The sequence below is a fragment of the Nocardioides sp. P4_G10 genome (assembly GCF_056401175.1).
Map to the genome: position 1 here is coordinate 1 of NZ_JBFUJV010000015.1, position 26,207 is coordinate 26,207.

General features: G+C 73.0%; 22 protein-coding genes. 8 read left to right on the top strand and 14 right to left on the bottom strand.

Annotated features, from left to right (window positions below; genetic code table 11):
• Nucleotides 1-7: 7 nt before the first annotated feature.
• The 7 genes from AC1DP1_RS15305 to AC1DP1_RS15335 form a co-directional block, all read right to left on the bottom strand.
• Nucleotides 8-1,147 (bottom strand): IS30 family transposase, encoded by a 1,140-nt coding sequence (locus tag AC1DP1_RS15305; protein WP_477507690.1) that lies wholly within the window; start codon nucleotides 1,145-1,147, stop codon nucleotides 8-10.
• Nucleotides 1,148-1,385: 238 nt separating this feature from the next.
• Nucleotides 1,386-3,164 carry an acetyl/propionyl/methylcrotonyl-CoA carboxylase subunit alpha gene (locus AC1DP1_RS15310; protein ID WP_477507532.1) on the bottom strand — a complete coding sequence of 593 codons (1,779 nt, stop codon included), beginning with the start codon at nucleotides 3,162-3,164 and terminating at the stop codon, nucleotides 1,386-1,388.
• Nucleotides 3,165-3,232: 68 nt separating this feature from the next.
• Nucleotides 3,233-5,893, bottom strand: coding sequence for an AMP-binding protein (locus AC1DP1_RS15315; protein WP_477507533.1), 2,661 nt, complete (start codon nucleotides 5,891-5,893; stop codon nucleotides 3,233-3,235).
• A complete protein-coding gene (locus tag AC1DP1_RS15320; RefSeq protein WP_477507534.1) occupies nucleotides 5,890-6,954 on the bottom strand; it encodes an ABC transporter ATP-binding protein in 1,065 nt (354 codons plus the stop codon). The genes AC1DP1_RS15315 and AC1DP1_RS15320 overlap by 4 nt, the downstream gene beginning before the upstream one ends.
• On the bottom strand, nucleotides 6,951-8,426 hold the full coding sequence (locus AC1DP1_RS15325; RefSeq protein ID WP_477507535.1) for an ABC transporter permease: 1,476 nt from the start codon (nucleotides 8,424-8,426) through the stop codon (nucleotides 6,951-6,953). The genes AC1DP1_RS15320 and AC1DP1_RS15325 overlap by 4 nt, the downstream gene beginning before the upstream one ends.
• A gap of 77 nt (nucleotides 8,427-8,503) precedes the next feature.
• The gene (locus tag AC1DP1_RS15330) at nucleotides 8,504-9,532 is read right to left on the bottom strand and encodes an iron ABC transporter substrate-binding protein (RefSeq protein ID WP_477507536.1); all 1,029 of its coding nucleotides are present in this window, start codon (nucleotides 9,530-9,532) and stop codon (nucleotides 8,504-8,506) included.
• Between the two features lie 74 nt (nucleotides 9,533-9,606).
• Nucleotides 9,607-10,716: a class I SAM-dependent methyltransferase gene (locus tag AC1DP1_RS15335; protein WP_477507537.1), complete on the bottom strand. Its 1,110-nt coding sequence runs from the start codon at nucleotides 10,714-10,716 to the stop codon at nucleotides 9,607-9,609.
• Between the two features lie 82 nt (nucleotides 10,717-10,798).
• Here AC1DP1_RS15335 and AC1DP1_RS15340 point away from each other — a divergent pair, with 82 nt between their 5' ends.
• Nucleotides 10,799-11,713 (top strand): LysR family transcriptional regulator, encoded by a 915-nt coding sequence (locus AC1DP1_RS15340; RefSeq protein ID WP_477507538.1) that lies wholly within the window; start codon nucleotides 10,799-10,801, stop codon nucleotides 11,711-11,713.
• A 64-nt stretch (nucleotides 11,714-11,777) separates the two neighbouring features.
• Here AC1DP1_RS15340 and AC1DP1_RS15345 read toward each other — a convergent pair whose 3' ends face one another.
• A complete protein-coding gene (locus tag AC1DP1_RS15345; RefSeq protein ID WP_477507539.1) occupies nucleotides 11,778-12,692 on the bottom strand; it encodes an LLM class flavin-dependent oxidoreductase in 915 nt (304 codons plus the stop codon).
• A gap of 71 nt (nucleotides 12,693-12,763) precedes the next feature.
• On the opposite strand from AC1DP1_RS15345, the gene AC1DP1_RS15350 reads away from it, so the two are divergent.
• Nucleotides 12,764-13,963: an acyl-CoA dehydrogenase family protein gene (locus tag AC1DP1_RS15350; RefSeq protein ID WP_477507540.1), complete on the top strand. Its 1,200-nt coding sequence runs from the start codon at nucleotides 12,764-12,766 to the stop codon at nucleotides 13,961-13,963.
• A 7-nt stretch (nucleotides 13,964-13,970) separates the two neighbouring features.
• On the opposite strand, the gene AC1DP1_RS15355 is transcribed toward AC1DP1_RS15350, so the two are convergent.
• Both AC1DP1_RS15355 and AC1DP1_RS15360 read right to left on the bottom strand, forming a co-directional pair.
• Entirely contained in the window at nucleotides 13,971-14,306 is a 336-nt protein-coding gene (locus tag AC1DP1_RS15355; RefSeq protein ID WP_477507541.1) for a YnfA family protein, read from the bottom strand.
• A gap of 27 nt (nucleotides 14,307-14,333) precedes the next feature.
• On the bottom strand, nucleotides 14,334-15,668 hold the full coding sequence (locus tag AC1DP1_RS15360) for an HNH endonuclease (RefSeq protein ID WP_477507543.1): 1,335 nt from the start codon (nucleotides 15,666-15,668) through the stop codon (nucleotides 14,334-14,336).
• Between the two features lie 155 nt (nucleotides 15,669-15,823).
• Here AC1DP1_RS15360 and AC1DP1_RS15365 point away from each other — a divergent pair, with 155 nt between their 5' ends.
• The 4 genes from AC1DP1_RS15365 (at nucleotide 15,824) to AC1DP1_RS15380 (ending at nucleotide 20,036) form a co-directional block, all read left to right on the top strand.
• Nucleotides 15,824-17,164, top strand: a complete 1,341-nt coding sequence (locus AC1DP1_RS15365; RefSeq protein ID WP_477507544.1) for a sensor histidine kinase — start codon at nucleotides 15,824-15,826, stop codon at nucleotides 17,162-17,164.
• Complete coding sequence (locus tag AC1DP1_RS15370; RefSeq protein ID WP_477507545.1) at nucleotides 17,164-17,850, top strand: response regulator; 687 nt, start codon at nucleotides 17,164-17,166, stop codon at nucleotides 17,848-17,850. Before AC1DP1_RS15365 ends, AC1DP1_RS15370 begins: the two co-directional genes overlap by 1 nt.
• An 81-nt stretch (nucleotides 17,851-17,931) precedes the next feature.
• Entirely contained in the window at nucleotides 17,932-18,813 is an 882-nt protein-coding gene (locus AC1DP1_RS15375; RefSeq protein WP_300050444.1) for an ABC transporter ATP-binding protein, read from the top strand.
• On the top strand, nucleotides 18,810-20,036 hold the full coding sequence (locus tag AC1DP1_RS15380) for an ABC transporter permease (RefSeq protein WP_477507546.1): 1,227 nt from the start codon (nucleotides 18,810-18,812) through the stop codon (nucleotides 20,034-20,036). The genes AC1DP1_RS15375 and AC1DP1_RS15380 overlap by 4 nt, the downstream gene beginning before the upstream one ends.
• Before the next feature lie 28 nt (nucleotides 20,037-20,064).
• Here the strand turns inward: AC1DP1_RS15380 and AC1DP1_RS15385 are convergent, their stop codons facing one another.
• Genes AC1DP1_RS15385 through AC1DP1_RS15400 form a run of 4 tightly spaced genes read right to left on the bottom strand, consistent with a single transcriptional unit; the run spans nucleotide 20,065 to nucleotide 23,512 of the window.
• Nucleotides 20,065-20,523, bottom strand: coding sequence for a VTT domain-containing protein (locus AC1DP1_RS15385; protein WP_477507547.1), 459 nt, complete (start codon nucleotides 20,521-20,523; stop codon nucleotides 20,065-20,067).
• Nucleotides 20,523-21,161, bottom strand: a complete 639-nt coding sequence (locus AC1DP1_RS15390; protein WP_300050451.1) for a CDP-alcohol phosphatidyltransferase family protein — start codon at nucleotides 21,159-21,161, stop codon at nucleotides 20,523-20,525. The genes AC1DP1_RS15385 and AC1DP1_RS15390 overlap by 1 nt, the downstream gene beginning before the upstream one ends.
• Nucleotides 21,162-21,179: 18 nt before the next feature.
• Nucleotides 21,180-21,812, bottom strand: a complete 633-nt coding sequence (locus tag AC1DP1_RS15395) for a Maf family protein (RefSeq protein WP_477507548.1) — start codon at nucleotides 21,810-21,812, stop codon at nucleotides 21,180-21,182.
• On the bottom strand, nucleotides 21,809-23,512 hold the full coding sequence (locus AC1DP1_RS15400; RefSeq protein ID WP_477507549.1) for a DUF885 domain-containing protein: 1,704 nt from the start codon (nucleotides 23,510-23,512) through the stop codon (nucleotides 21,809-21,811). The genes AC1DP1_RS15395 and AC1DP1_RS15400 overlap by 4 nt, the downstream gene beginning before the upstream one ends.
• 44 nt (nucleotides 23,513-23,556) lie before the next feature.
• On the opposite strand from AC1DP1_RS15400, the gene AC1DP1_RS15405 reads away from it, so the two are divergent.
• Together AC1DP1_RS15405 and AC1DP1_RS15410 are read left to right on the top strand one after the other, a co-directional pair.
• Nucleotides 23,557-24,216 (top strand): hypothetical protein, encoded by a 660-nt coding sequence (locus tag AC1DP1_RS15405; RefSeq protein ID WP_477507550.1) that lies wholly within the window; start codon nucleotides 23,557-23,559, stop codon nucleotides 24,214-24,216.
• Between the two features lie 65 nt (nucleotides 24,217-24,281).
• The gene (locus AC1DP1_RS15410) at nucleotides 24,282-26,195 is read left to right on the top strand and encodes a sulfatase-like hydrolase/transferase (RefSeq protein WP_477507551.1); all 1,914 of its coding nucleotides are present in this window, start codon (nucleotides 24,282-24,284) and stop codon (nucleotides 26,193-26,195) included.
• Nucleotides 26,196-26,207 lie beyond the last annotated feature (12 nt).

Genomic DNA, 26,207 nt, shown 5'->3' on the forward strand with positions numbered 1-26,207 from the left:
GGCGGATTCAAGCGGTGGATGCAACACCGGTTGGTTTTGGTGGGTTCGACAGTAGTTCGTCGAGTGCCTGTGCCGGTGTCTTCCAGCCGAGGGTCTTGCGGGGTCTGCGGTTGAGCTTGGCGGCGACGTGGTCGAGGTAGTCGAGCTGGTAGACCGACAGGTCGGTGCTTTTGGGGAAGTACTGGCGCAGCAGGCCGTTGGTGTTTTCGTTGCTGCCGCGCTGCCAGGGCGAGTGGGGGTCGCAGAAGTAGATGTCCAGGCCGGTCGCGGCAGCGATCGCGGGGTGTGAGGTCATCTCGTGGCCCTGGTCCCAGGTCAGGGTGCGTCGCAGGGTCWCGGGGAGCTGGCTCATCGTTTCGACCATGGCCTCGGCGACCGCGTCRGCGCCGTGCCCGTCGGGGAGGTGGAGCAGCATCACGAACCGGCTGGCCCGTTCGACCAGAGTCCCGATCGCGGAGTTCGACGCGGTCGAGCCCATGATCAAGTCGCCTTCCCAGTGCCCCGGCACGGCCCGGTCGGTGACCTCGGCYGGTCGTTGGCTGATGTTGACCATYCCGGGGATCCGGCCGCGCCGCTCACCTTCGACTCGACGGACCTTGCGGACCGCGCGTCCGGTCCGGAGCCGTTTGYGCAGGTCACGGCGYAGTTCACCGCGGCCCTGGACGTACAGGGCCTGGTAGATCGACTCGTGGCTCAACCGCATCTCCACATCGTCGGGGAAGTCGATCCTCAACTGTGCCGCGACCTGCTCGGGCGACAACTCATCCTCGAGCATCACCTGCACCGCGGCGCGAAGCCGCGGGCTCGAMGCCAGCTTCCCGCCCCGCACCCGCCTGGCACGTCGGTCGGCAGCCAGTTGGGCCGCGCTGGCCCGATACTTCGGGCGGCGGTCGGGAAACAGGGTCGACCCGGCCCTGAGTTCTCGRCCGACGGTGGCGCGATGACACCCCACCACCCGGGCGATCTCTGCGTTGGACACGTCGGCGGCATGGAGCRCCGCGATCTCTTCRCGCTGTTCGAAACTCAAACGCGGCCTGAGTMTCGCCGGCGGATCRCACGGGGGCATCACCCCACCACGCTCGCGGTACCAATCCATCCCCGCGAACCGCGACGCGCCAACCCTCTGCGCCGCCTCCGCGACCGTCAGCCCATCGCGTACAAGACACCAGAACTCACGACGAACCTGCTGCGGAAACACCCGCCGAGCCGCCATCACAGACACCCCTTCATCACGAGGTGTTGCATCCAGACCTTGAACCCAAGGCTGTCGAATGTGGGTGCGTCACCGCCGGCCGGCGTGTCGGGTGGCGGCACGAAATGAGCGGCGGCCCAGCCACGTTCCGGCCAGCGGAAATGTCGCTGGGCCACCGCCCAGTAGTCGGCGATCAGTCCTTGATCTCGCAGATCACGGCGCCGTTGGTGACGGTGGCGCCGACCTCGGCCTGCAGGCCGGTGACGGTGCCGGCCTTGTGGGCCTTGAGGGGCTGCTCCATCTTCATCGCCTCCATGACGACGATGGTGTCGCCCTCGGCGACCTCCTGGCCGTCGGTGACGACGACCTTGACGATCGTGCCCTGCATCGGGGAGGTGACGGCGTCGCCGGAGGCCTTCGCGCCGGCCTTCTTGGCGGTGCGCTTGGCCTTCTTCGCGCCGCCGCCGCTCGACCCACCTGCGCCGATCCCGCCGAGCCCGGCGGGCAGCACGACCTCGAGGCGCTTGCCGCCGACCTCGACGGTGACCTTCTGCCGCTCGCCGGCGTCCTCCGCTTCGGCGGCGTCGCCGGCGTACGGCTCGATCTGGTTGTCGAACTCGGTCTCGATCCACTGGGTGTAGACGGTGAACTCGCCGTCGCCGGTGGGCGTGGAGGCGCCGACGTAGGCGGGGTCGCGGACCACGGCGCGGTGGAACGGGATGACGGTGGGCATGCCGTCGACGACGAACTCGTCGAGGGCGCGGCGGGAGCGCTCGAGCGCCTGGGTGCGGTCGCGGCCGGTGACGATGAGCTTGGCGATGAGGGAGTCGAAGGACCCGGGGATGGTCTCGCCCTGGTCGTAGCCGCCGTCCAGGCGAACGCCGGGGCCGGCCGGGGGGTGCCAGCGGGTGAGGGTGCCGGGGGCGGGCATGAAGTTGCGGCCGCCGTCCTCGGCGTTGATGCGGTACTCGATGGAGTGGCCGCGGATCTCCGGGTCGTCGTAGCCGAGCTCCTCGCCGGCGGCGATGCGGAACATCTCGCGGACGAGGTCGATGCCGGTGACCTCCTCGGAGACGCAGTGCTCGACCTGGAGGCGGGTGTTGACCTCGAGGAAGGAGATGGTGCCGTCCTGGGCGACGAGGAACTCGCACGTCCCGGCGCCGTGGTAGCCAGCCTCGGTGAGGATCCGCTTGGAGGAGGCGTAGAGCTCGGCGACCTGCTCGTCGGTGAGGAACGGCGCGGGGGCCTCCTCGACGAGCTTCTGGTTGCGGCGCTGCAGCGAGCAGTCGCGGGTGGAGACGACGACGACGTTGCCGTGCTGGTCGGCGAGGCACTGGGTCTCGACGTGGCGGGGCTTGTCGAGGAACTTCTCGACCAGGCACTCGCCGCGGCCGAAGGCGGTGACGGCCTCGCGGACCGCGGACTCGTAGGCGTCGGGGATCTCCTCGAGCGTGCGGGCGACCTTGAGGCCGCGGCCGCCGCCGCCGAAGACGGCCTTGATCGCGACCGGCAGGCCGTTGGCCTTGGCGAACTCGACGACCTCGTCGGCGTCCTTCACCGGGTCCTTGGTGCCCGGCGCGAGGGGGGCCTTCGCCTTGTCGGCGATGTGCTTGGCCCGGGCCTTGTCGCCCAGCGCCTCGATCGCGGCGGGCGGGGGACCGATCCAGATCAGCCCGGCGTCGATGACGGCCTGGGCGAACTCGGCGTTCTCGGCGAGGAACCCGTAGCCGGGGTGGATGCTGTCGGCGCCGGACTTCTCCGCGATCGCGATGATCTTGGCGATGTCGAGGTAGGACTCGGCCGGGGTGGCGCCACCGAGGGAGTGGGCCTCGTCGGCGAGGCGCACGAAGAGGGCGTCGCGGTCCGGGTCGGCGTAGACCGCGACCGACCCGATGCCGGCGTCCTTGCAGGCGCGGATGACGCGGACGGCGATCTCGCCGCGGTTGGCGATGAGGACCTTCTTCAGACTCACGCGACTACTCCTGGCGGTGACACTGGCTGGGTGGCGACGGGCAGCCGGAGGGCGTACCGCTCGGCAGGCTACCGCGACCCGAGCACGGCGCGACCGACTGCTTGGTGCACGGGTCGTACGACGTGCGCGTAGGCGATCCCCACTGTGAGCGACGCCACAAGCGCGAGCCACTGGTGACCTGCGTCCTCGAGGGCCGGGTAGACCTGCCAGTGCGTGAGGTAGATGAACAGGCTCGCCGTGGCCAGCACCCCCGCGACCCGCGCGAGCAGCGGCGTGACCGGCAGGTGCGGGCGCCACAGGAGCAGCAGGAAGCCCCCGACGACGATGACCTCGCGGTGCACCTCACCGAAGAAGCCGACGACCAGCAGGAGGGCCACGCCGGAGACGATCAGGCGCTGCCGGGTGGTCGCGGCACGAGCGCCCGTCCAGCCGAGGGCGAAGAAGAATGCCACCACGAGCGTGGTGTAGCGCTCGGTCGGGCCGGCGCGGAGGCCGACCTCGGCAACGCGGGCGACGGTCGTCACGGCCAGCACGCCGAGCGCGAAGCGGAACGGCGTACGCCGCTCGAGGCGGTGCAGCACCGGGAGCGTGGTGACGGCCAGCGCGGCGGCGGTGAGCCACACGAGCGACTCGAGGAACCACAGCTGCCACTGGTCGTCCCACTCCGAGCTGTTGACCACCTCGCGGACGAACAGGACGGTCGTGAGGTCGTAGCTGCCGAGCACGAGCGCGACGCCACCGACCCACAGCACCGCCGGTACGACGAGCTGGGCCAGGCCGGCGAGGCCGTGCCGCAGCCGGGTGCGGGCGCCGCCGGGCGCGGAGAGCTGGAAGCGCGCGAAGTTGAAGCCGGCGAGGGCGAGGAGCAGGTGGGCGCCGCCCTCGAGGCCGACGAGGTCCACGTGGCTGGCGACGATGAGCAGGATCGCGAGCGCCCGCAGCGCGACCGTGGTGTCGAGGTACGTCGTGCGGCGCCGCGGGCGGTCGGCCCCCGTCGAGGCGCCGGTCGTCCCGTCGGCGTCCGGCCGGACGTCGGCGGTCGCCGCGAGGCGCTCGAGCTCCCCGATCCCGCGCACGTGCCACCCCGCGGGCAGCCCGTGCGGGAAGTGGTCGGCGAGTCGGGTCGCGAGCTCGACGTAGGACAGCGAGTCGCCGCCGAGCGAGACGAACGAGTCGGCGTCGGTCGCGTCGGGGCGGCCGAGCACGCGGACGACGTCGGCGCGGACGGTGCGGGCGTGGCGGTCGGGCGCGGCTGTCGTGCCGTCCTCCCGCTCGACCTCCCGTTCGACCTGCGTGGCGAGCTCGCCGAGGGCGGCGTAGTCGGGCTTGCCGCTGCTCGTGAGCGGCACCTGCGGCACGACGATGACCCGCACCGCGTGCGGAGGTACGCCGCACCGGTCGGCGACGAGCGCGCGTGCGGCGGCGCTGCCGCGTCCGCTCGTGACGAAGGCGTGGACGCCGCGGCCCGTCGCGACCACCCGGGCGTGCCGGTCGACGTCGGCGCGCAGGCCCTGCTCGACGGCATCGAGGTCGATGCGCAGGCCGAACACCTTGCCCCAGCGGTTGCGTCGTCCCACCACCGCGAAGAGGCCGTGGCGCTCGCGGGCGAGGTCGCCGGTGCGCAGCTCGGTCGTCACGCGGGGGAGGGCGAGGTCGGCGGGCTCCTCGGCGTAGCCGAGCATCACGTTGGGGCCGGTGTAGACGAGCTCCCCGACGCCGGGCCGGTCGTCGACGGACTCGTCGAGGTGCAGGTGCCCGCCGGGGATCGCGAGGCCGATGCTGTCGGGGTGGTCCTCGGCGAGGTCCGGCGGCAGCCACGCCATCCGGGCCGTGGCCTCGGTGGCGCCGTACATCACCACGAGGTCCCACCCGCGGCTGCGACCGGAGCGGCTCCAGCGGCGCACGTCCTCCGGTGCTAGCCGGCCGCCGGCCTGGGTGACCTGCCGCAGCGTCGGCAGGTCGCGGTCCTCGAAGCCGCTGGCGGCCAGCAGGTCGAAGGTGTGCGGCACCCCGGCGAGGCCGGTCACGCCGGTGCGGTCGAAGAGGTCCCAGAAGCAGGCGTCGACGACGCTCAGGTCGGTCAGCACGACGCTCGCGCCGACCGCGAGGTGGGAGTGCAGCACGGACAGGCCGTAGCAGTAGTGCAGCGGCAGGGTGGTGACCGCACGGTCGGCAGGGGTGAGCGCGAGGTAGTCGGCGATGGCCGCGGCGTTGCTGGCGACGTTGTCGCGGGACAGCCGTACGAGCTTGGGCGAGCCGGTGGTGCCGGAGGTGCTCAGCAGGAGGGCGAGGTCGGGGTGCAGGTCGTGCGCGCTCGTGGGGCGGCGTACGTCGTCGCGCGCGCCGGGCGTGCAGACCACGTCCGGGTCGTAGGCCGCGACGGTCGCGTCACGCTGCGCAGGTCGGCCGTCGGGGACGACGAGGGCGACGTGGCCGTGCTGGAGCGCGGCGAGGTAGGCGACGAGCGAGTCGAGGTCGTTGGCGCCCTCGACCAGGACGAGCCGGCGGGCGGGGCCCCAGGTGGCCGCGCGGTCCGCGACGCGCCCGGCGAGGTCGGCGTGGGTGAGGACCTCGTCGCCGGCGAGCACGGCGGGAGCGGCGCCGAAGCGCGCGTGGTCGAGGACCGGGCCGACCGCCGGTGCGACCCTCCTGCCCAGGTCTGGCGCGGGGTGCAGCGGGTGCAGCGGGTGCAGGGGGTGCAGCGCGGGGTGGGGCGACGTGAGCGTCACGGCGTGTCCGTCGGGTGGTAGGCCCGGACCAGGCCGGTGACGCGCAGGTGGACGGTGTCGCCGGGGCCGGGGTGGCGCACGCCCGCCATCCGAGCGAGGACCGAGGTCCCGTCGTCGAGGCGGACCTGCACGGCGCAGTCGTGCCCGTAGTAGCTGACCTCCTCGACCGTGCCGCGCACGCCCTCGTCGTGCGCGAGGTCGACGAAGACCTGCTCGGGGCGGATCATCAGCGCGACCGGCCCGGTGGTCGGCTCGGTCAGCACGACCTCGCCCAGCGAGCAGGTCGCGCGGGCGTCGGTGGCGGTGCCGGGCAGCACGACGGCGCGGCCGACGAACTCGGCGACCTGCGGGTCGGTGGGGGAGAGGTAGACCTGGCTCGGCGTCGCCGACTGCACCAGCCGGCCGGCGCGCATCACGGCGACCTGGTCGGCGAGCGAGAGGGCCTCGTTCTGGTCGTGGGTGACCAGCAGGGCGGTGGTGTTCGTCGCCTCGAGGGCGCGGCGCACGGCCCGCGACGTGCTGCCGCGCAGGCTGGCGTCGAGGGAGGAGAACGGCTCGTCGAGGAGCACGACGGCGGGCTGCGGCGCGAGCGAGCGGGCCAGAGCCACGCGCTGCTGTTGGCCGCCCGACAGCTCGTCCGGGCGACGGTCGCGGAAGTCGGTGGGCAGCTCGACGAGGTCGAGCATCTCGGCGACGCGGTCGCGACCGTCCTGACCCCCGCGGGCGTCCCGCGGCAGGCCGAACGCGATGTTGGCGGCCACGTTGAGGTGCGGGAACAGCGCCCCTTCCTGGGGGACGTAGCCGACCCGCCGCGCCTGCGGCGCCACGGGGCGCACGCCCTCGCCGGCGACGGTCGTGTCGCCGAAGGCGATGCTGCCCGACTCGGGGAGCAGGAAGCCGGCGATGAGCCGCAGCAGGGTCGTCTTCCCGCAGCCGGACGGGCCGAGCACGGTCGTGAACGAGCCGTGCGGCACGTGGAGGGTGACGTCGTCCACGGCGCGGGTGGCCGAGGCCCCTGCGCCGAAGGACTTCGTGACGCCGGTGATCGTGAGCGAGCTCATACCGGAATTCTCTCCGTGCGGGTGGCGGGGCTGTCGGAGCGCATCAGCAGCACCGTGGCGGGGATCGAGACGAGCACCAGCAGCAGCGCGTAGGGGGCCGCGGCGCCGTAGCGGAGCTCGGAGGAGGCCGACCAGAACTCGGTGGCCAGCGTGTGGGTGCCGATCGGCGACAGCATGAGCGTCGCGGTGAGCTCGGTGGAGATCGCGAGGAAGACCAGCGCCGCGCCCGCGCCGAGGCTCGGCGCGATGAGCGGCAGGGTCACCCGGCGCGCGGTCGCGAGCGGGCCGGTGCCGAGGCTGTGCGCGACGTCGTCGAGCACGGTGGGCGCCTGCTCCAGCCCGGCGCGGACCGTCACCACGGCTCGCGGCAGGAAGAGGATGACGTACGCCGCGACGAGCAGGGCGGCGGTCTGGTAGATCCCCGGCACGAGGCGCAGTGACGCCACGACGAGGGCGAGGCCGACGACGATGCCCGGCAGCGCGTTGGCGATGTAGGTGCTGCGTTCGATCACGGTGCTCGCCCAGCCGCGGTGGCGCACGGCCAGCCAGACCACCGGGATCGCGGCGAGCGTCGTGACGACCGCTCCGGCGAGCGCGAGCGCGACCGTCGCGACGAGCGCCTCGGCCAGCTCGGCCATCGGGAACTCGGTCGACGTGCCGACGACCAGCCAGCGCAGCAGGGAGTAGGCGGGGATGCCGAGGGCGAGGACCACCACGGCCCCGACGACGCTGAGGAGCGGCCAGCGCCACGGTCCGAGCGCGACGGGTACGGCGCTGCGGGCGGCGCCGCGGCCCAGCCGGGCGTACCTCCGGTTGCCGCGCAGGCGCAGCTCGGCGAGCAGCAGCACCAGGCAGAGCAGGACCAGGACGACGGCCATCGCGGTGGCCGCGGCGCCGTTGAAGGTCGAGCCGTACTGGTCGTAGATCGCGGTGGTGAAGGTCGGGAAGCGCAGCAGCGACAGCGCGCCGAACTCGGCGAGCAGGTGGAGCCCGACCAGCAGCGCGCCGCCGAGCAGGGCGGGGCGCAGCTGCGGGAGGACGACCGTGCGGAAGGTGCGCGCGCGGGAGTGGCCGAGCGACCAGGCCGACTCCTCGAGCGCCGGGTCGAGGCGGCGCAGCATCGCGACGACGGGGAGGTAGACCAGCGGGTAGTAGGAGAGCGTGACGACGGTGAAGGCACCGGTGAACCCGTGGACGCTGCGGTCGAGCGAGACCCAGGCGTAGCCGTTGACGAACGCGGGGACGGCGAGTGGTGCGACGAGCAGGCCGTGCCACAGGCGCCGTCCGGGCAGGTCGGTGCGCTCGACGAGGACGCCGAGCGAGACGCCGAGGGCAGCGGTGGCGGCCATGCACGCGATCGCCAGGGTGACGGTGTTGCGCAGCAGCTCGGCGATGCGCGGGCGGGCCAGGAGGTGCCAGAGGTCGACGGGGCCGATGATCACGACGTAGAAGGCCACGTAGGCCAGCGGCACCAGCGCCAGGACCGCGACCGCCGCCCCCGCGACCAGCAGTGGCCGCGGTGCGCGACGCCCGGTCCGGGCGTACGTGGTCAGAGGAGGCCTGCCGCGGTCATCAGCTCGGTCACCTGCGGACCGTTGAGGCTCGCCACGTCGACGGTGGGCGGCTCGAGCTCGTCGAACGGCTTGACCGCGGGGTCGAGCTTCGCGTCGGGGTTGAGCGGGTACTCCAGGGCGTACGACTCCGCCATCGCCTGCTGCGCGTCGGTGCTGGTCAGCCAGGTGACGAACTCTTCGGCGGCGTCCTTGTGCTCGCTGCTGTCGAGGATGCCGGCGCCGGAGATGCTGAGGAACGCGCCGGGGTCCTGGTTGCCGAAGAAGTGCAGCGCCGAGCTGTCGGAGTCGCTGCCGTTCTCCTGGCGGTCGCGGTACCAGTAGTAGTGGTAGGCGATGCCGGCGTCGACCTCGCCGGAGTCCACGGACTGCATCACGACGAGGTTGTTCTGCACGATGACGCCGTTCTCCTCGAGACCGGCGAGCCAGTCGGCCGTGGCCTGCTCGCCCTCGAGCTCGAGGACGGCGGACACGATCGCCTGGAAGTCGGCACCGGTCGGGGAGAAGGCCACGCGGCCCTTCCACTCGGGGTCGGCGAAGTCGAGGATCGAGTCGGGCATGTCGGCGTCGGTCATCGTGTCGGTGTTGTACATCGCGACGGTGGAGCGGGCCAGGAAGCCGGTCCACGCGCGGTCCGACGGGACGTACTCGTCGGGGATCGACGCCGTGGCGGCCTCGGGCAGCTCCGCGAACAGGCCGGCGTTGTCGACGATGCTCATCGCGGGCGAGTTCTCGGTGAGGAACACGTCGGCGGGGGAATCCGTGCCCTCCTCGACGATCTGGTTGGCCATCTCGAGGTCCTTGCCGCTGCGCAGCTCGACGTCGAGACCGGACTGCTCCTCGAACATCGGCACGATCTCGTCGAGGAGCTCCTCGTGCTGGGCGTTGTAGACGACGAGGTCGGGCGACCCGAAGACGCCGCACCCGGACAGGGTGGAGGCGGTCAGGAGGGTCGCGGCCAGGGCCACACTGGCGCGCTTGGTCGCGCGGCGGGGGGGAGTCGACACGAGGGGGCGTCCTTACTTTGCTTAGGCTGCCCTAACCCTAGACCCGGATCGTGGGGTGCGCGGAATCGCGTCCGTCACACCGCGACGCGGACCTCCATCACGCGGTGGAACGGCGTCTCGGCGGCGCTGCGCACCGAGCCGAAACCGGCCTGCTCGACCACCGCCCGGATCCGCGCCGGCCCGGCCTGCGTGCCGAGCGCCAGCCCGACCTCCTGCGACAGCGAGGCGGGGGTGCAGAGCAGGGTCGAGAAGCCGTAGTAGGCACGGCCGACGGGCGTGAGGTTGTCCTCGACGTGGTCGCCGGCCATCGGCTCGACGACCATCCACACGCCGTCGTCGGCGAGCGCCGAGCGGACGTGGCGCGCGGCGCCGACCGGGTCGCCCATGTCGTGGAGCGAGTCGAAGGTCGCCACCAGGTCGAAGCCGGTGCCGCTGAACCCGGCCGCGTCGGCGACCTCGAAGCGGACCCGGTCCGCGACGCCGGCCTCCTCGGCCTTGCGGCGCGCGACGTCGATCGACGGGGCGTGCGGGTCGGAGCCGACGAACCGGGACGCTGGGAACGCGGTGGCCATCAGGATGGTCGACGCGCCGTGCCCACAGCCCACGTCGGCGACGTCGGCGCCGGCGCGCAGGCGGTCGGCGACCCCCACGGCCGGGAGCCAGGAGTCGACGAGGTAGGCGCGGTAGGACGGCCGGAAGAACCGCTCGCAGCCCTCGTGCACGTCGCCGCTGTGCTCCGGCCAGCCGATCCCGCCCCCGCGACGTACGACGTCGACGAGGCGCTGGCTGTCGGCCACGGTGCCGAGGGCGATCTGGAAGAGCCCGGGGAGGTACGCCGGGCTGTCGGCGTCGGTGAGGGCCACGGCGTGCTCCGGCGGGAGGGTGTAGCGAGCGGTCGTCGGGTCGTAGTCGACGAACGATCCGGCGGCCTGCGCGTTGAGCCACTCGCGGGTGTAGGGCAGGGCGGTGCCGGCGGCGTCGGCGAGCGCCTCGGCCGTCATCGGACCGCGCTCGGCGAGCGCCTCGTACCAGCCGAGCTTGTCGCCCAGCACGACGAGCGCCGCGTTGAGGGTCGCGCCGACCTCGTCCACGGCGCGGAAGACGAAGGACATCAGGCGCTGCTCGTCGAGCGGCTCCTCGAGCGACTGCTGGCCGGGCTGGCCGGGCTGGTCGGTGGTGGTCATGGCTGTCTCCTCGATGGGTGTGGACCGCCACGGTCGCCCGGATGTCTCATCAGTGGAGAGGCTGATTGCTATCGTCTGATAAGTGAGGCTGATAACGGCTGGCCCGCGCCTGCAGGCCCTCGCCGCCGTCGAGGCGGCGGGATCGTTCTCCGGTGCCGCCGCGGCGCTGGGCGTCAGCCAGTCGGCGGTCAGCCAGCACGTGGCCGCGCTGGAGCGCCAGGTCGGGGCCGGCCTCGTGGACCGCGGGGCGCGGCCGGTGCAGCTGACTCCCGCCGGGCACGTGCTGGCCGAGCACGCCCGGGCCGTCGTCGGCCGCCTCGACGCCGCCGAGCGCGACCTCCTCGACGTCCTCGGTCGGCAGGAGCGGCGTCTGCGGCTCGGCAGCGTGCCGACCGCCCTCGCGTCGTTCGTGCCGGGCGCCATCGCCCGGCTGCGCGCGGAGCTGCCGGACGTCGTGCTGACCGTGGTCGACGACCACGTGCAGGGCCTGCTGCCGCGGCTGCGCGAGCGCGAGCTCGACCTGGCCGTGGTGTTCACCTCGACGTCCGCCCCGGACCAGGCGAGCGACCTCGAGGTCGTCCCGCTCTTCGACGACGCCTACCGGGTGGTGCTCCCCAGCGGGCACCGGTTCGCGAGGGCCGACCGCGACCCGAGCCTGCGCGACCTTCGTGGCGAGACCTGGGTCGGCGGCGCCGGTGGCAGCACGTGGTTCCGCGTGGTCCGCGACGCCTGTCGGGCGCAGGGCTTCTCGCCCCGCGTGGGCGTGGTGTCGGACGACCACGTCGCCGTGCAGGCGTTGGTGGCCGCCGGCCTGGGCGTGGCCGTCGTACCCGGCCTCGCCGCCTCGGTGCGGGTCCGCGGCGTCACGACGCGCGACCTGCGGGGGCCGGGGCCGGTGCGGCAGCTGGCGGTCGCCCTGCCCGCGAGCGACTACCGCACCCACGCGACGACCCGGATGACCGAGCTGCTCCTGCGCGCCACGCGGGCGCGGCGCTGACGGGTCGGTCGGCCTGGGTGCGCCTGCAGTTCGGTCCTTGCGGCCTGCTGGCGCGCCTCTCGGCTCAGGCGAGCAACCGGGGGAGCACGTCGTCGACGAGGCGCTCGAGCTGGGCAATCTCGTCGCCGAGCGGCCAGACGTGGATCCGCGAGCAACCCGCCGCGGCGTACCGCCCCAGCAGGTCGGCGCAGTGCTCCGGGGTCCCGACGCACACCCGGTCACGCAGCTCGCCCGGGTCGCGCCTGACGAGTGGCGCCAGCACGTCGACGAGCGCCCGCTCCGCATCCGCGGGGTCGTCGGTGACCCACGTCCACATCGTCGCCACCGCGGCGGGGAGGTCTGGGCGGTCGAGCCGGGCGCGCTCCTGCGCGAGTCGTCGGCGTCCCTCCGCGAACGCCTCCGGCGAGGTGTTGTACGCCGACGCGAGCCAGCCGTCGCCCCACCGGGCGACGCGCCGCAGTCCGGCCGGCGACCCCCAGCTGGCGACCCAGATCGGAACCGGCGCGGGTGGTTCGACCCGCCTGGAACCGTCGAGGATCTCGACCCACCTGGCTGGCAGCGATCCGCCGCCCAGCAGCCCGCGCAGGACGTGCAGCGACTCCTCGAACTGCGGCCAGCGGTCGTCGAACCGCACCCCGGCCGCCGCGTGGTCCGCCGCCGACGAGCCGGCCCCGACCCCGGCGACGACCCGGCCCGGCGCAAGGGTGGCCAGAGTCGTGAGCGCCGCGGCGAGCTGGGCGGGACCGCGCAGCGAGGGCAGCGCGACCGTCGTGGCGAGGTCCATCCCGCCGGCGCGGTCCGCGACCGCGGCGAGGAGGGTCGGCCCGTCGAGCCACGGCCGGTGGAAGGTGAGGTGGTCGTTGGCGCAGACCGCCGCCAGCCCGAGGTCGCGGGCGGCCTCGACCACGTCCCGCACGCGGCCCACGTCGGGACGGTCGCCGCTCGTCGCGACCTGCGGCAGGTGTGCGGCCACCTCCATCCCGTGAGCGTCCCACAGCAAGCGGTCCTGGGGGTTAGCGATCGCTAACCTCCGGCGCTAGGGTGCGAGGCATGACCTTCGAGCTGTCCCCCGAGCACGAGCAGTTCCGCCGCAGCGTCCGCGACTTCGCCGAGGCGGAGATCGCGCCGCACGCCGCGCAGTGGGACCGTGACCACCACTTCCCGACCGACGTGGTCCAGAAGATGGGTGCGCTCGGCCTGATGGGGCTGACGGCTCCGGAGGAGTTCGGCGGCGCCGGCATGGCGGGCGAGGGCGGCGGCTTCACCTCGCTGTGCCTGGCGATCGAGGAGATCGGCCGCGTCGACCAGTCGATGGGCATCACGCTCGAGGCCGCGGTCGGGCTCGGGATCAACCCGATCCTCACCTTCGGCACCGACGAGCAGAAGAAGACGTGGCTGCCCGAGCTCGTCGCCGGCGACAAGATCGCTGGCTTCGGACTGACCGAGCCCGGCGCGGGCTCCGACGCCGGTGCGACCAAGACCAAGGCGGTGCTCGACGGCGGCGAGTGGGTCGTCAACGGCTCGAAGCAGTTCATCACCAACTCGGGCTCGGACATCACCTCGCTCGTCACGGTCACCGCCCGCACCGGTGAGCGTGCCGACGGGCGTCCGGAGATCTCGACGATCATCGTCCCGTCCGACACTCCTGGCTTCACTGCGGAGAAGGCGTACGACAAGCTTGGCTGGCACGCCTCCGACACCCACCCGCTGTCCTTCAGCGACGCGCGGGTGCCGGAGTCGCACCTGCTCGGCGAGCGGGGTCGCGGCTACGCGCAGTTCCTCGCGACGCTGGACGACGGTCGCGTCGCGATCGCCGCGCTCGCGGTCGGCTGCATCCAGGCGTGCCTCGACATGTCCCTGCAGTACGCCGGTGAGCGGCAGACCTTCGGCGGCCCGATCGGACGCAAGCAGGGTCTCGCCTTCCAGGTGTCGGACCTGCAGGTGATGCTCGACGCCTCGCGGCTGCTGACCTACAAGGCGGCCGCGATGAAGGACGCGATGGACGCCGGCTCGTCCTCGGTCACCACCGCGTCGTTCAAGCAGGCGGCCGCCGTGGCGAAGCTCTACGCCACCGAGTCGGCGGTCACCGCGACCCGCATCGCGACGCAGGTCTTCGGCGGCTACGGCTTCATGGAGGAGTACCCCGTCGTCCGGTTCTACCGCGACGCCAAGGTCCTCGAGATCGGCGAGGGCACGTCCGAGGTCCAGCGGATGCTCATCGCGCGGGGTCTCGGGCTCCCGGTCGAGTAGCGGTCCGTCAGGCGGGTCGCGGTGCGTACATGATCATCGCGACCCCGACCAGGCAGACCAGCGCACCCGTCACGTCGTACCGGTCCGGCCGGAAGCCGTCCACGACCATCCCCCAGGCCAGCGAGCCGGCGACGAACACGCCGCCGTACGCCGCCAGGATCCGTCCGAAGTGGGCGTCGGGCTGGAGCGTGGCGACCAGTCCGTAGAGCCCTAGGGCGATGAAGCCGGCGCCGACCCAGATCCAGCCGCGGCCCTCGCGGACGCCCTGCCAGACCAGCCAGGCACCGCCGATCTCGGCGAGCGCGGCGAGGACGAAGAGGGCGAGCGACGCGACGACGGTCATGGGCGGGAGTCTCGCAGCCGTCTGGCCTCAGCCGGTCAGGACGTACTCGATGTGCAGCGCCGGCAGGACCCTTCGCCGGATCGTGGCGACCGGTGGCGGCCTGGTGGTGAGGCGATGGCCGGTCGGCAAGGTGGTGGTCACGCTGCCGTCCGGCTCGGTTCTCGACCGCCAGCGGTGCGCGGTCTTGGCGTAGTTGCAGGCCTCGCACAGCCCCTGCCCGTTGCGGGCCGACGTGGGGCCGCCGTCCTCGCGGGACTCGACGTGGTCGACGTGCCGCACCGGGGCGTCGCACCACGGGGTCCGGCAGGTGCGGTCGCGGAGGCGGACGAACCGGGCGAGGTTGCCGCGGAAGGTGCGCGTGCGCGCGTCCATGCTGACGAGCTCCCCGGTGGTGGGCGAGGTGTAGAGCCGGCGGATGCTCACCTCCTCCTCCGCGGTGACGGCGCCGCACACGATCTCCCGCGCCAGCTCGGCCGGGATCGGGCCGAACCCGTCGACGTGGGCCTCGTCGTCGGCGCCGCCGAACAGGGCGGCGTCGGTCATCACGACGCCGAGGGCGACAGGGGTGGCGGGAACGTCCGGGGAGGTGTCGGACGCGGGCACCCCGAGCATCGTGGCGACCAGCGCGTCGGCCATCACCTGGCCACGTCCGCGCTCCTCGCCCGCGGCGCGGGCCCGGTCGGCCACCCGGGTGAGCGCGGAGTAGACCGCGACGCCTTCCTTGACGGGCAGCAGTGCGGTCAGCCAGGTCATCGAGTCGGGCGCCGGGCGCAGGGTCACACGACGCTCGGACTCGGCGTGGCGACGGCGGGCCACGCAGGCCGCCGGGTCGAGCCGCTCTGCCTCCGCGCGCAGCCGCGCCAGCAGCCTGCGGGGGCTGAGCCGCTCGAGCGCGTCGGGGTCACCGGCGACGACCTCGTCCACGGCCAGGCGGTGGGCGAGGGGCAGGCAGGCTGTCTCTCGCGCGATCACGGTCGAGGTCCACTCGTCGATGCGCCCGTCCTGCCAGGCCGCCCACGTGTGCGGGAGCTCGGACTGCACGACCCGGGCGAGGCTGACGTGTCGCCGGCCGCGGTGCGGGGACTCCCGGCGGGCCGCGGCGACCACGTTGCCCACGCCCTTGCCGAGCTCCTCGGGCCTCACCCCGGCGTCGGCCTGCTCCTGAGTGAGCAGCGCGTCCAGGCGAGCCGTCAGCTCGGCCTGCGCGGCGGACACCGTGCGGCCGAGCGTCTCGAGCTCGGCGACGAGGTCCACCAGGACGGCGGCCTCGAGGTCCAACGCTGCCGCGACGACGCCCCTCAGCTCCGAGCGCGTCGCCGCGACGGCGGCGGCGGGGGCGCTCGGCAGCTGGCTCGGGGTCATGGCACCACGCAAGCACCGCGCCCCGACAGCCACGGCCGCGCGCGACGTACGCCTGTGGACGACGACGCGGAACGGCGACCTGTGGATGGTTCGTGGCCCCACATCTCCGCCTCCCGACGGATCCGGGCGCACCGCTCGCCCCCTACGCTCGCCCCATGCCCAGCACGAGCCAGCGCGCCCTGACGTGGTTCGGCGTGGACGACGAGTGGGAGCGGCCCCGGCCGCGGGTCGGTCGACAGGACGTCGTCCTGGCCGCCAGCGTCGAGGCCGTCAGCCTGCTCGCGCTCGAGCTGGTGCGCAGCGCGGGCGGGCTCGAGCACACCGACGTCCCGGTCTGGACGCAGTGGCTCGCCGTGTCGACGGGCGCGGCGCTCCTCCTGGGGCGTCGCCGCTGGCCGCTGGTGGTCGCGAGCCTCGCCGCGCTGCACATGTTCGTCGTCGGGGTGTCGATGCCGGAGGTCATGGGGCAGGTGTCGCTCCAGATCGTCTACTTCGTCGCCCTGCTGTCCGGGGTCGCGTACGCCCGCGACCGGCGCGCGATGGTGGTCGTGATCGGCACGATCGTGCTCTTCATGTTCGCGTGGATCACCTGGCAGTTCGCCGTGGGCTCGGCGGCGCAGGACATGATCGACGAGATGGACCACGCCGACCGCGTCGGGCTCTTCCCGCCGATCCCGTCGGCCGTCGCCATGACGCTGCTGGTCAACGTCATCTACTTCGGCGGGGCGATCGTCGGTGGCGGGGTGTCGTGGCGCGCGGCCCGGCAACGCCTGCGGCTGCAGGAGCAGGCGGCGACCATCACCGCCCAGGCCGGCCGGCTGCGCGAGCAGGCTGTTCTCGACGAGCGGCTGCGCATCGCCCGCGAGCTGCACGACGTGGTCGCGCACGGTGTCTCCGCGATGGGCATCCAGGCAGGTGCCGCCCGCCGGGTCCTCGACCGCGACCCCGACGCGGCGCGTACGGCCCTCGCGAACGTCGAGGACGCCTCCCGCGACGCGCTCGCGCAGATGCGGCGACTCCTCGGCACGCTCCGGGAAGGTCCCGCCGACGGCAGCGAGGACGGGACCGACCCGGCAGGCGCGACGCGTACGTCCGAGGCGGGCGTCGGTGACCTGCCCGAGCTGGTCGCCCAGGCGAGCCAGGAGGGTCTCACCGTCCACCTCGATGTCGTCGAGGACCCGACCTGCGCCGCGAGCCGGCTGCCCCGGGGCATCGGGCTCGCGATCTACCGCACGGTGCAGGAGGCGCTGACCAACGTACGTCGCCACAGCACCGCCGACACCGTCTCCGTCGTGGTGCGGGTCGACGAGTCCACGTCGTACGCCGAGGTCGAGGTCGTGGACAACGGCCGGCCGCGGCACGGCACGTCCGGCAGCGGGCTCGGCCAGCTCGGCATCCGCGAGCGGGCCGCCACCCACGACGGGCAGGTCGACATCGGGCCGCGGGTGACGGGCGGCTACCGGGTCCGCGTGCGCTACCCCCTCGGAGCAACGTGATGGAACGCCCGCTGACGGTCCTGCTCGTCGACGACCACGCCATGGTGCGCTCGGGCTTCGCGATGGTCCTCTCGGTCGAGGACGACATCGAGGTCGTGGGCGAGGCTGCCGACGGCCTCGAAGCGATCGAACGGGCCCGTGCGACCCGCCCCGACGTCGTGCTGATGGACGTCCAGATGCCGCGGATGGACGGCGTCGAGGCCACCCGCCACCTCGTCGCCGACGACCTCGGGCGCGTCGTCATCGTGACGACCTTCGACCGCGACGACTACCTCTTCGACGCCCTCCAGGCAGGCGCGAGCGGCTTCCTGCTGAAGAACGCCGGTCCGGAGCAGCTCCTCGACGCCGTACGCGCCGCAGGTCGCGGACACGCGCTGCTCGCGCCGGAGGTGACCCGCCGCGTCATCGGCAAGATGGCCGGGGGAGCGAACGCCGGATCGGGGCCGGTGGCGACCGAGCGCGCCGAGCCGAAGGAGCTGGCGCTGCTCACCGCTCGCGAGCGGGAGGTGCTCGTGCTGCTCGGCCGGGGACTGTCGAACGGCGAGATCGCCGGCACGCTCGTGCTCGGCGAGGCGACGGTCAAGACGCACGTGTCCAACGTGCTCGCCAAGCTGCACGTGCGCGACCGCGTGCAGGCGGTCATCTACGCCTACGAGGCCGGCCTCATCCTCCCGACGGATGAGTGACCCAGGAGGATCGCACCTCCACCCCACAGATCCGTCCCGCGGGGGATCCCCGCCAGGCCGGGCGTCACTAGCGTCGTCGTCATGCTGGAGATCAGGGAGCTGACCAGACGGTTCGGTGAGAACACCGCCGTGGACCACGTGTCGTTCGAGGTGCCGGCCGGGCTGATGACCGGCTTCGTCGGCGGCAACGGTGCGGGCAAGACCACGACCATGCGGATGGTCATGGGGGTGCTCGGCATCGACGAGGGGGAGGTGCTGTGGCAGGGCCGGCCGATCACCCGGCTGGACCGCCGCCGGATCGGCTACATGCCCGAGGAGCGTGGGCTCTACCCCAAGCAGCCGATCCTCGACCAGCTCGTCTACATCGCCCAGCTCAAGGGAATGGACCGCGTCGCGGCCCGTACCCAGGTGACCGAGCTGCTGGAGCGGTTCGGGCTGGGGGAGCGCACCAAGGACAACCTGGAGAAGCTGTCGCTGGGCAACCAGCAGCGGGTGCAGATCATCGCCTCGGTGCTGCCCCGCCCGGCGGCGCTCGTGCTCGACGAGCCCTTCTCGGGCCTCGACCCGAGGGCCGTCGACTCGATGGTCGACCTGCTGCGCGAGTACACCCGCGACGGAGTGCCGGTCCTCTTCTCCAGCCACCAGCTCGACCTCGTCGAGCGACTGTGCGACCGCCTGGTCGTGCTGTCCCAAGGACGCCGGGTCGCCGCCGGGACGGTTGCGGAGCTGCGCGACGCGGGGGTGCCGCGCTTCCGCCTCGTCCTCGGCGGCGACGCCGGTTGGGTCCGTGACCTGCACGGGCTGGAGGTCCTTGACCTCGAGGGGGCCAGCGCCCTCGTCGAGGTGCGCCAGGACGGCGCCGAGCAGCACCTCGTCGCCGAGGCCACGAGGCGCGGCGACGTCCATGAGTTCGTCCGGGTACGCCCGGCCCTCAGCGAGATCTACCGGGAGGCCACCGCATGAGAACCGACACGTCGAGCCCCGACAACCAGAGCCCCGACAACCGGGACACCGACCGGCGCGACGAGCCCCCGTGGCTGCTCGTGACCCGCCGCGAGGTCGTCTCTCGGATCACCGACAAGTCCTTCCTCCTCGGTACGGCGTTCATGGTGGTGCTGATCGCCGGGTTCATCGGCTTCAGCGCCTGGCAGGAGGAGCGGACCGAGACGGTGACCCTGGCCGCCACGCCCGACGCGGCCGCGATGGCCACCGCGGTCGCCGACGCCGCGCCGGGGGTGGACGAGAACGTCGAGGTCACGGTCGTCGAGGTCGACGACCGGGCCGCCGCCGAGTCCGCGCTGCGCGAGGACGAGGTCGACGCCTGGCTGCACCCGACCGACGACGGCTGGCAGCTGACCTCGGAGTCGAGCGAGCAGGGCTCGCTGACCGACGTCGTGGAGGTGGTCGTGCAGCAGCAGGTGCTGGCCGACAACGCCGCGGAGGTCGGCACGACGGTCGAGTCGCTCCAGGCCGGCAGCACGGTGACCACGGCCTTCCTTCGCGGCGACGCCGAGAAGGCCGGCGTGGCCGAGGCCGTCGGCTTCGTGTTCGTCTTCCTGTTCTACTTCGCGGCCCTCGTCTTCGGCATGCAGCTGGCGTCGTCGGTGATCGAGGAGAAGCAGAGCCGCATCGTCGAGATCATCGCTGCCGCGATCCCGGTGCGGCACCTCCTGGCCGGCAAGGTGCTCGGCAACACGGCCCTCGCGGTGATCCAGCTGATGGTCTACCTCGTGGTCGGACTCGTGGGGCTGTCGTTCACGTCCTACAAGTCCTACGTCCCGGCGCTGTCGGGTCCGACGGCGTGGTTCATCGGCTTCTTCCTCGCGGGCTTCATCGCCCTGGCCTGCCTGTGGGCGGTCGCCGGGTCGCTCGCCTCGCGGACCGAGGACCTGCAGGCGACGTCGACGCCGCTGACGATGCTAATGCTCGTGATGTTCTTCGGCGGGCTGTCCCTCGACGGCCGCGCACAGGTGATCGCGTCGTTCGTCCCGCCCGTCTCGGCGGTCGTGATGCCCAAGCGCATCCTGGCCGGCGGCGTGGAGTGGTGGGAGCCGCTGCTGGCCCTGGGCCTGCTGGCCGCGTTCGCCGCGGTCACCGTGTGGATCGGGGAGCGCCTCTACCGCCGGGCGCTGCTTCAGACCGGCGGTCGGGTCAGCCTCCGCCAGGCGTGGTCCGCGGCCGAGTGACCCGGAGGTAGGTGGGTCGACGGGGACCTCAGAACAGCTGCACCAGCGACGAGGTCCCCGTCACGACCGCCCAGAACCGCAGGCCGCGCCCGGCCAGGCCGGTCAGCATGAAGATCCAGAACGGCACCCGCAGCGTCCCGGCGAGCACGGCCGTGACGGCGTACGGCGGGATGCCGGTGCTGGCGGAGACGAAGAGCAGGCCGGCCGTGAACCACGGCCGGCCCTCGGCGCGCTCGTGCCACTTGTCCAGCGAGGCCCGCGCCTTGGGCTTCTCGAGCTGGCGGTGGACCCACGGGGCGCGCTCGACGTGCATGCCGCCCCAGTACCAGAGGATCTTGCCGAGCATCTGCCCGATCGTGGCCGCGACGAGGAGCCCCCACATCTGACCGGGGGCCTGGCTGACCGAGACGACGAGGATGGCCTCGATGTTGATGAGCGGCAGCAGCGCGGAGGCGATCGAGGCGCCCAGGACGCTCCAGAACAGCATCAGCCCGCGGCGCCCGGTACCGGCAGGCCGATCTGCGCGAGGCGGCGCAGCGACACGCACTTGAGGACCAGCAGCGCGGTGGCGATCACGAGCCCCACCCACATCCAGCCGGTGACGAGCAGCAGCACCGCGAAGAGCGCGCTGTTGACCGCCTTGGCGGGCTTGGACCAGTTCCACAGCCAGATGGTGCGGTCGACGACGAAGAAGTAGTTGGGGCTGCGGATCGGCCAGGCGAGGAAGGCGATCGACAGGAAGCAGTCGATCACCATGAACTCGGCGAGGTAGACGAAGATCGCCGGCGACAGGTCGGGCTGCAGCCACGCGAGGCCGATGTAGAACGCGGCGGCGTTGAACCGGTCGCACATGATGTCGAGGACGGCTCCGATGCGGGTCTCGCAGTCGCGCACGCGGGCGTAGAAGCCGTCGAGCATGTCGCCGACCCAGTAGACGCCGAGGGCGACGACCAGCAGCGTCAGGCTCTGCTGGTGGGCGGCCATGGCCGCCAGCACGACGGAGGCGATCGTCCGTACGAAGGTGATGACCGTCGCGCCGGTCAGCAGCCGTTCCTCGCGCACGCCGTAGCGGTCGACAGGATCAGCCTCTGGCCCTCCCGCCGTGCCCTGCACCCCGCTCCCCACGCCCGGGATGTTAGCGGGTCAGGTCCACAGATCAGGCCACGCGTGGCCGAGCTCGAGGACCAGCTCGCGCAGCAGCGGCAGGCTCACGCCCACCACGTTGTGGTGATCGCCCTCGATGCCGCGCACGAACGCGCCGCCGAAGCCGTCGATCGTGAAGGCGCCGGCGACGTGCAGCGGCTCCCCGGTCGCGACGTAGGCCTCGACCTCGTCGTCGCTCACGTCGGCGAAGTGCACGAGGGTCGAAGCGGTCGCCGCGGCCACCCGCCCCGACGCCACCTCACGCAGGCTGTGCCCGCTGTGCAGGACGGCGCTGCGCCCGCGCATGGCACGCCACCGCTCACGGGCCTCGGCAGCGTCGCGGGGCTTGCCGAGCGCCTCGCCGTGCCCGCCCGAGCCAGGGGCCGGCTGGAGCTCGAGCACCGAGTCGCAGCCCAGGACGAGAGCGTCGTGAGGTACGTCGTCGCGCGCGGCGACGGCGGCGCACTTGAGCTCGGCGAGCTGCAGCGCGAGCTCGGCCGGCGGCAACCCGTCGACCTGCGTCTCGTCGACCCCGCTCACGATGACCACCGGCTCGATGCCGGCCGCGCGCAGCGTGGCCAGGCGCGCGGGGGAGGCCGAGGCCAGGACCAGCGGCACGCGCGCGGTCGTCACAGGCGCCCCAGCGCCGTGCGCAGCGGGTCGAGCCCGAGCGAGCCGAGGTCGAGCGCGGCGCGGTGGAAGGCCTTGAGGTCGAAGTCGGCGCCGTGGCGCTGCCGGACCTCGGCCCGCGCCTCGAGCCAGATGCGCTCGCCGACCTTGTAGGACGGCGCCTGGCCGGGGAGGCCGAGGTAGCGCTTGACCTCGAACTGGATGACCTCGTCGTCCATCCGGCAGTGCAGCCGCATGAACTCCAGCCCCAGCTCCGGCGTCCACGTCTCGCCGGGGTGGAACGCGGTGCCGCCGGGGCCGAGCCGGTTGTCGTCGGGGATGGTGAGCTCGAGGTGCATGCCGATGTCGACGATCACCCGCGCGGCGCGCAGGGACTGGCCGTCGAGCATCCCGAGGAGGTCGGCGGGGTCGTCGAGGAAGCCGAGCTCCTCCATCAGCCGCTCGGCGTAGAGCGCCCACCCCTCGCCGTGCCCGCTGCACCAGCACATCAGCCGCTGCCAGCGGTTGAGCGTGTCGCTGCGGTAGGCCGTCTGGGCGACCTGGAGGTGGTGTCCGGGCACGCCCTCGTGGAACACGGTGGTGACCTCGCGCCAGGGGTGGAAGTCCTCGATGCCGTCGGGCACCGACCACCACATGCGTCCCGGTCGCTCGAAGTCCTCGGACGGGCCGGTGTAGTAGATGCCGCCGTCGTTGGTCGGGGCGAGCATGCACTCGATGCGCCGGATCGGCGCCGGGATGTCGAAGTGGACGTCGGCCATCGCGGTGATCGTGCGGTCGGCGAGGCCCTGCATCCACTCGCGGAACGCCTCGCGGCCCTGGACCACGCGGGTCGGATCGGCGTCGAGGTGGGCGACCGCCGCGTCGACGCCGGCGCCGGGGAGGATCCGCTCGGCGGTGGCGTCCATCAGGTCGGACAGCCGCTGCAGCTCGGCCCAGCCCCAGGCGTAGGTCTCGTCGAGGTCGACCTCCGCGCCGAGGAAGTAGCGGCTGGCGAGCGCGTAGACCTCCCGCCCGACCCCCTCGCGCTCCGCGCCCTGCGGCTCGAGCTCGTCGGTGAGGTACAGCCCGAACGCCGCGGTGGCGGCGCTCGCGGCACCCGCCAGGGCTCGCAGCTCGGCGCGGTCGCCGCCCTGCAGGCGGTCGACGAGGCCGAGGTAGAAGTCGCCCGCCTCGCCGGACTGCCCGGTCCAGCGGCGCACCTGCTCGGCCACCTCGGCGTACTGCCGTGCCGCGACGACGTTGCCCTTGCGCGCCTCGTCGGAGAGCGTCGCGCGCAGGCCCTCGAGGGCGGCGGGTACGCCGGCCAGGCGGGACGCGATGGCCGCGACGGCCTCCGCGCCCTCGGTCGGCATCAGGTCGAAGACCCCGCGGATCTCGTGCAGGGGGCTCCACAGCACCGACATGCGCGAGCGGTTGACGCCCGCCTCCTCCAGCTCGATCTCGAGCCGGGTCCGCTCGAGGAACGCGTCCCGTGCCGCCGCCTCGCGGTCGTCGACGGGGGTCGCGGCCTCGACGGCGGCGACCGCGCGCCGGGCCAGTGCCTCCCGGGCGTCGAAGCCGGCGGGGGAGAAGTCGGTCAGCTCGTGCTCGTGCCCGGCCACGCCGATCGAGGTGGCGGTCAGCGGGTCGAGGGCGCAGAAGTCCTCGACGTAGGCGTCGCAGAGGGCGTCGATCCGTCGCTCGTTCGGGAGGGGTTCGGTCACGCGGGCGACCCTAGACCTCGGCTCCGACGTGCGACGATCGCCCGGTGAGACATCTCGGGTCGATCCTCCTGATCGGCGTGCTGACCACCGGCTCCTGGCTCGTCGCCCCGTCAGCCGGGGCGCGTGCGGTGGACGACGGACGCGGTGACGCCGACGTGACGCGCGCGGCGTACGACTGGCTGGACGCGGACACCCCCAACGACGGCTATGCCATCACGCTGGTCCGCGGCCGGTCCGTGCGATCGGTGGTGCGCCTGCTGTCGCCCAGGCGCGACCTCGGCCCCATGACGCCGGGGGACGCCTACGGCTGGGCCCTCGACAGGTACGACGCCTGGCCGCACGTCGTGCAGGTCGAGCGGCGCGGACCGGGCGTGGTGATCATCGACGTCAGTGGCTTCCCGTCCGACCGGCAGCTCGCACGGCTCAGCCGCAGGGGAGTCGCGTCGAGCTTCGGCACGACGGTCGAGCTCGACACCTACGTCACCGTCGCGCGCCGCGGTCGCGTGATCCGCCAGTTCGACACCGGCTTCCGCCCGCCCCGCGCCGGCGCGCTCCCCGAGGAGCGGGGCCTCGGCTTCGGTCGCAAGGGCGTCGACCCGTTCTCGCCGGCCTGGGCGCTCAACGAGCGGCTGACGCTGATCCACGTGTCGGAGGACTGGTTCTCCGCCGAGCACCCCACCTACGTGCTCCCGCGCGGCGCGTAGCACCCACCGTCCCACGAGGTGGGGGCCGTGTCGCGAAAACAGCAGTAAGTTGATAGTTATTAGTGGTGACTCGACACGAACCCGACCCCACCCACGCCAGCCTCAGCCGCCGCAGGCTCCTCGCCGTCGGGGGTGCCGGCCTCGTCGCCGGACTGGCCCAGGCCCCCGGCGCCATGCCCGGCCCGGGCCGCACGTCGCCGGCCGCCGCCGCGAGCCCCGAGCGTCCCAACATCCTGTGGTTCGTCAGCGAGGACAACAACCCCTTCGTCGGCGCGTACGGCGATCCGCTGGCCCGCACGCCCACCATCGACCGGCTGGCGGCCGAGGGCGTCCGTTACGAGCACGCCTACTCCACGGCACCCGTCTGCGCCCCGACCAGGTTCTCGATCATCACCGGTGTGCGTGCGGAGTCCGCCGGCCCGGCCCACAACATGCGCGCCGAGGGGGAGATCCCCGAGCAGGTGGTGGGGTTCCCCGAGCACCTCCGGGCGGCGGGCTACTACTGCACGAACAACTCGAAGACCGACTACAACGCTCCCATCGACGTCGCCGCCACGTGGGACCGCAGCAGCGCGACGGCCCACTGGAGCAGCCGCCCCGACGGGGCGCCGTTCTTCGCGGTCTTCAACTCCATGACCACCCACGAGTCGAGCCAGTTCCGCGCCCAGGACGGCGCGAGCGACCCCGCGGACATGGTGGTGCCGCCGTTCCTGCCCGACACCCCGACGGTCCGCGCCGACCGGGCGCACTACTACGACTCGATGGCGCGGATGGACGGCGAGCTCGCCGCCCGGCTCGACGAGCTGGAGCAGGCGGGACTGGCCGAGGACACCATCGTCTTCTACTACGGCGACAACGGCGGCGTGCTGCCCTGGAGCAAGCGGTTCGCGACGGAGGCGGGGCTGCACGTGCCCCTCGTCGTGCGGTTCCCCGAGAAGTGGAAGCACCTCGCCCCGGCGGCCGCGGGATCCGTGGTCGACGGTCCGGTGACGCTCATGGACCTCGGCCCGACCGTGCTCTCCCTCGCCGGCGTCACCGTGCCGGCGTACGTCCAGGGGCGCGCGCTGGCGGGCACGGCCAGGATCCCGGCCGCCCGCTACGCCTTCTCGATGCGCAACCGGATGGACGAGCGCTACGACATGGTCCGCACGGTCACGGACGGTGAGCTGCGCTACATCCGCAACTACTCGCCGCACCGGCCCTACGGGCAGCACGTCGGCTACATGTGGCAGCAGAAGTCCTACCAGGACTGGGAGCAGGCCCACCTCGACGGCACCCTCGACGCGGTGCAGGAGCGCTTCTGGCAGGCCAAGCCGGCCGAGGAGCTCTACGACGTGCGGACGGACCCCGACTGCCTCCACGACCTCACCGGCAGCCCGCACCACCGGTCCGACCTGCAGCGGCTGCGTCGCGCGCTCGACGAGCACCTCGTGACGGTCAACGACAACGGCTTCATCCCCGAGGGCAGCCCGCTGGAGGGGTACGACGACTCGCGCGTCCCGGGTGCCTACCCGATCCGCCAGGTCATCCGGCTGGCCGGCCAGGCCATCGAGCGACGGGCCTCGCACGGCACGACCTTCGTGCGCCGGCTCCGCGACGACAACGAGGTGGTGCGCTACTGGGCCGCGCAGGGGTTGCTCATCCTCGGCGCCGACGCGCGCCGCTGGCGGGGCGACCTCGAGCAGGCGTGGCGGCGCGAGACGTCACCCCAGGTCCGGGTGGCCCTGTCCGAGGCGCTCGCCGGGCTCGGCACGTCGCAGCCGGTGGTCGACTGGCTCGTGGAGACCCTCGACACCCACCCCGACCGCTTCGTGCGGCTCCAGGCGATCAACGCGCTGACCTTCCTCGGCGAGGCCGCCCGCCCCGCCCTGCCGGCCGCCGACCGTGCCGCGGCCGGCACCGACGAGTACCTGCGCCGCGCCGGCGTGTACCTCGCGCAGCAGCTGCGGGGCACCTACACCCCGGGCTCCGCAGCCTGAGCGCGTCCGCGG

Bases quoted from the DNA above. Each gene is read 5' to 3' on its own strand.
- AC1DP1_RS15320 (WP_477507534.1), bottom strand. From the start codon at position 6,954: ATGAGCTCGCTCACGATCACCGGCGTCACGAAGTCCTTCGGCGCAGGG.
- AC1DP1_RS15380 (WP_477507546.1), top strand. From the start codon at position 18,810: ATGAGAACCGACACGTCGAGCCCCGACAACCAGAGCCCCGACAACCGG.
- AC1DP1_RS15360 (WP_477507543.1), bottom strand. From the start codon at position 15,668: ATGACCCCGAGCCAGCTGCCGAGCGCCCCCGCCGCCGCCGTCGCGGCG.
- AC1DP1_RS15335 (WP_477507537.1), bottom strand. From the start codon at position 10,716: ATGACCACCACCGACCAGCCCGGCCAGCCCGGCCAGCAGTCGCTCGAG.
- AC1DP1_RS15345 (WP_477507539.1), bottom strand. From the start codon at position 12,692: ATGGAGGTGGCCGCACACCTGCCGCAGGTCGCGACGAGCGGCGACCGT.
- AC1DP1_RS15370 (WP_477507545.1), top strand. From the start codon at position 17,164: ATGGAACGCCCGCTGACGGTCCTGCTCGTCGACGACCACGCCATGGTG.
- AC1DP1_RS15385 (WP_477507547.1), bottom strand. From the start codon at position 20,523: ATGCTGTTCTGGAGCGTCCTGGGCGCCTCGATCGCCTCCGCGCTGCTG.
- AC1DP1_RS15350 (WP_477507540.1), top strand. From the start codon at position 12,764: ATGACCTTCGAGCTGTCCCCCGAGCACGAGCAGTTCCGCCGCAGCGTC.
- AC1DP1_RS15355 (WP_477507541.1), bottom strand. From the start codon at position 14,306: ATGACCGTCGTCGCGTCGCTCGCCCTCTTCGTCCTCGCCGCGCTCGCC.
- AC1DP1_RS15375 (WP_300050444.1), top strand. From the start codon at position 17,932: ATGCTGGAGATCAGGGAGCTGACCAGACGGTTCGGTGAGAACACCGCC.
- AC1DP1_RS15365 (WP_477507544.1), top strand. From the start codon at position 15,824: ATGCCCAGCACGAGCCAGCGCGCCCTGACGTGGTTCGGCGTGGACGAC.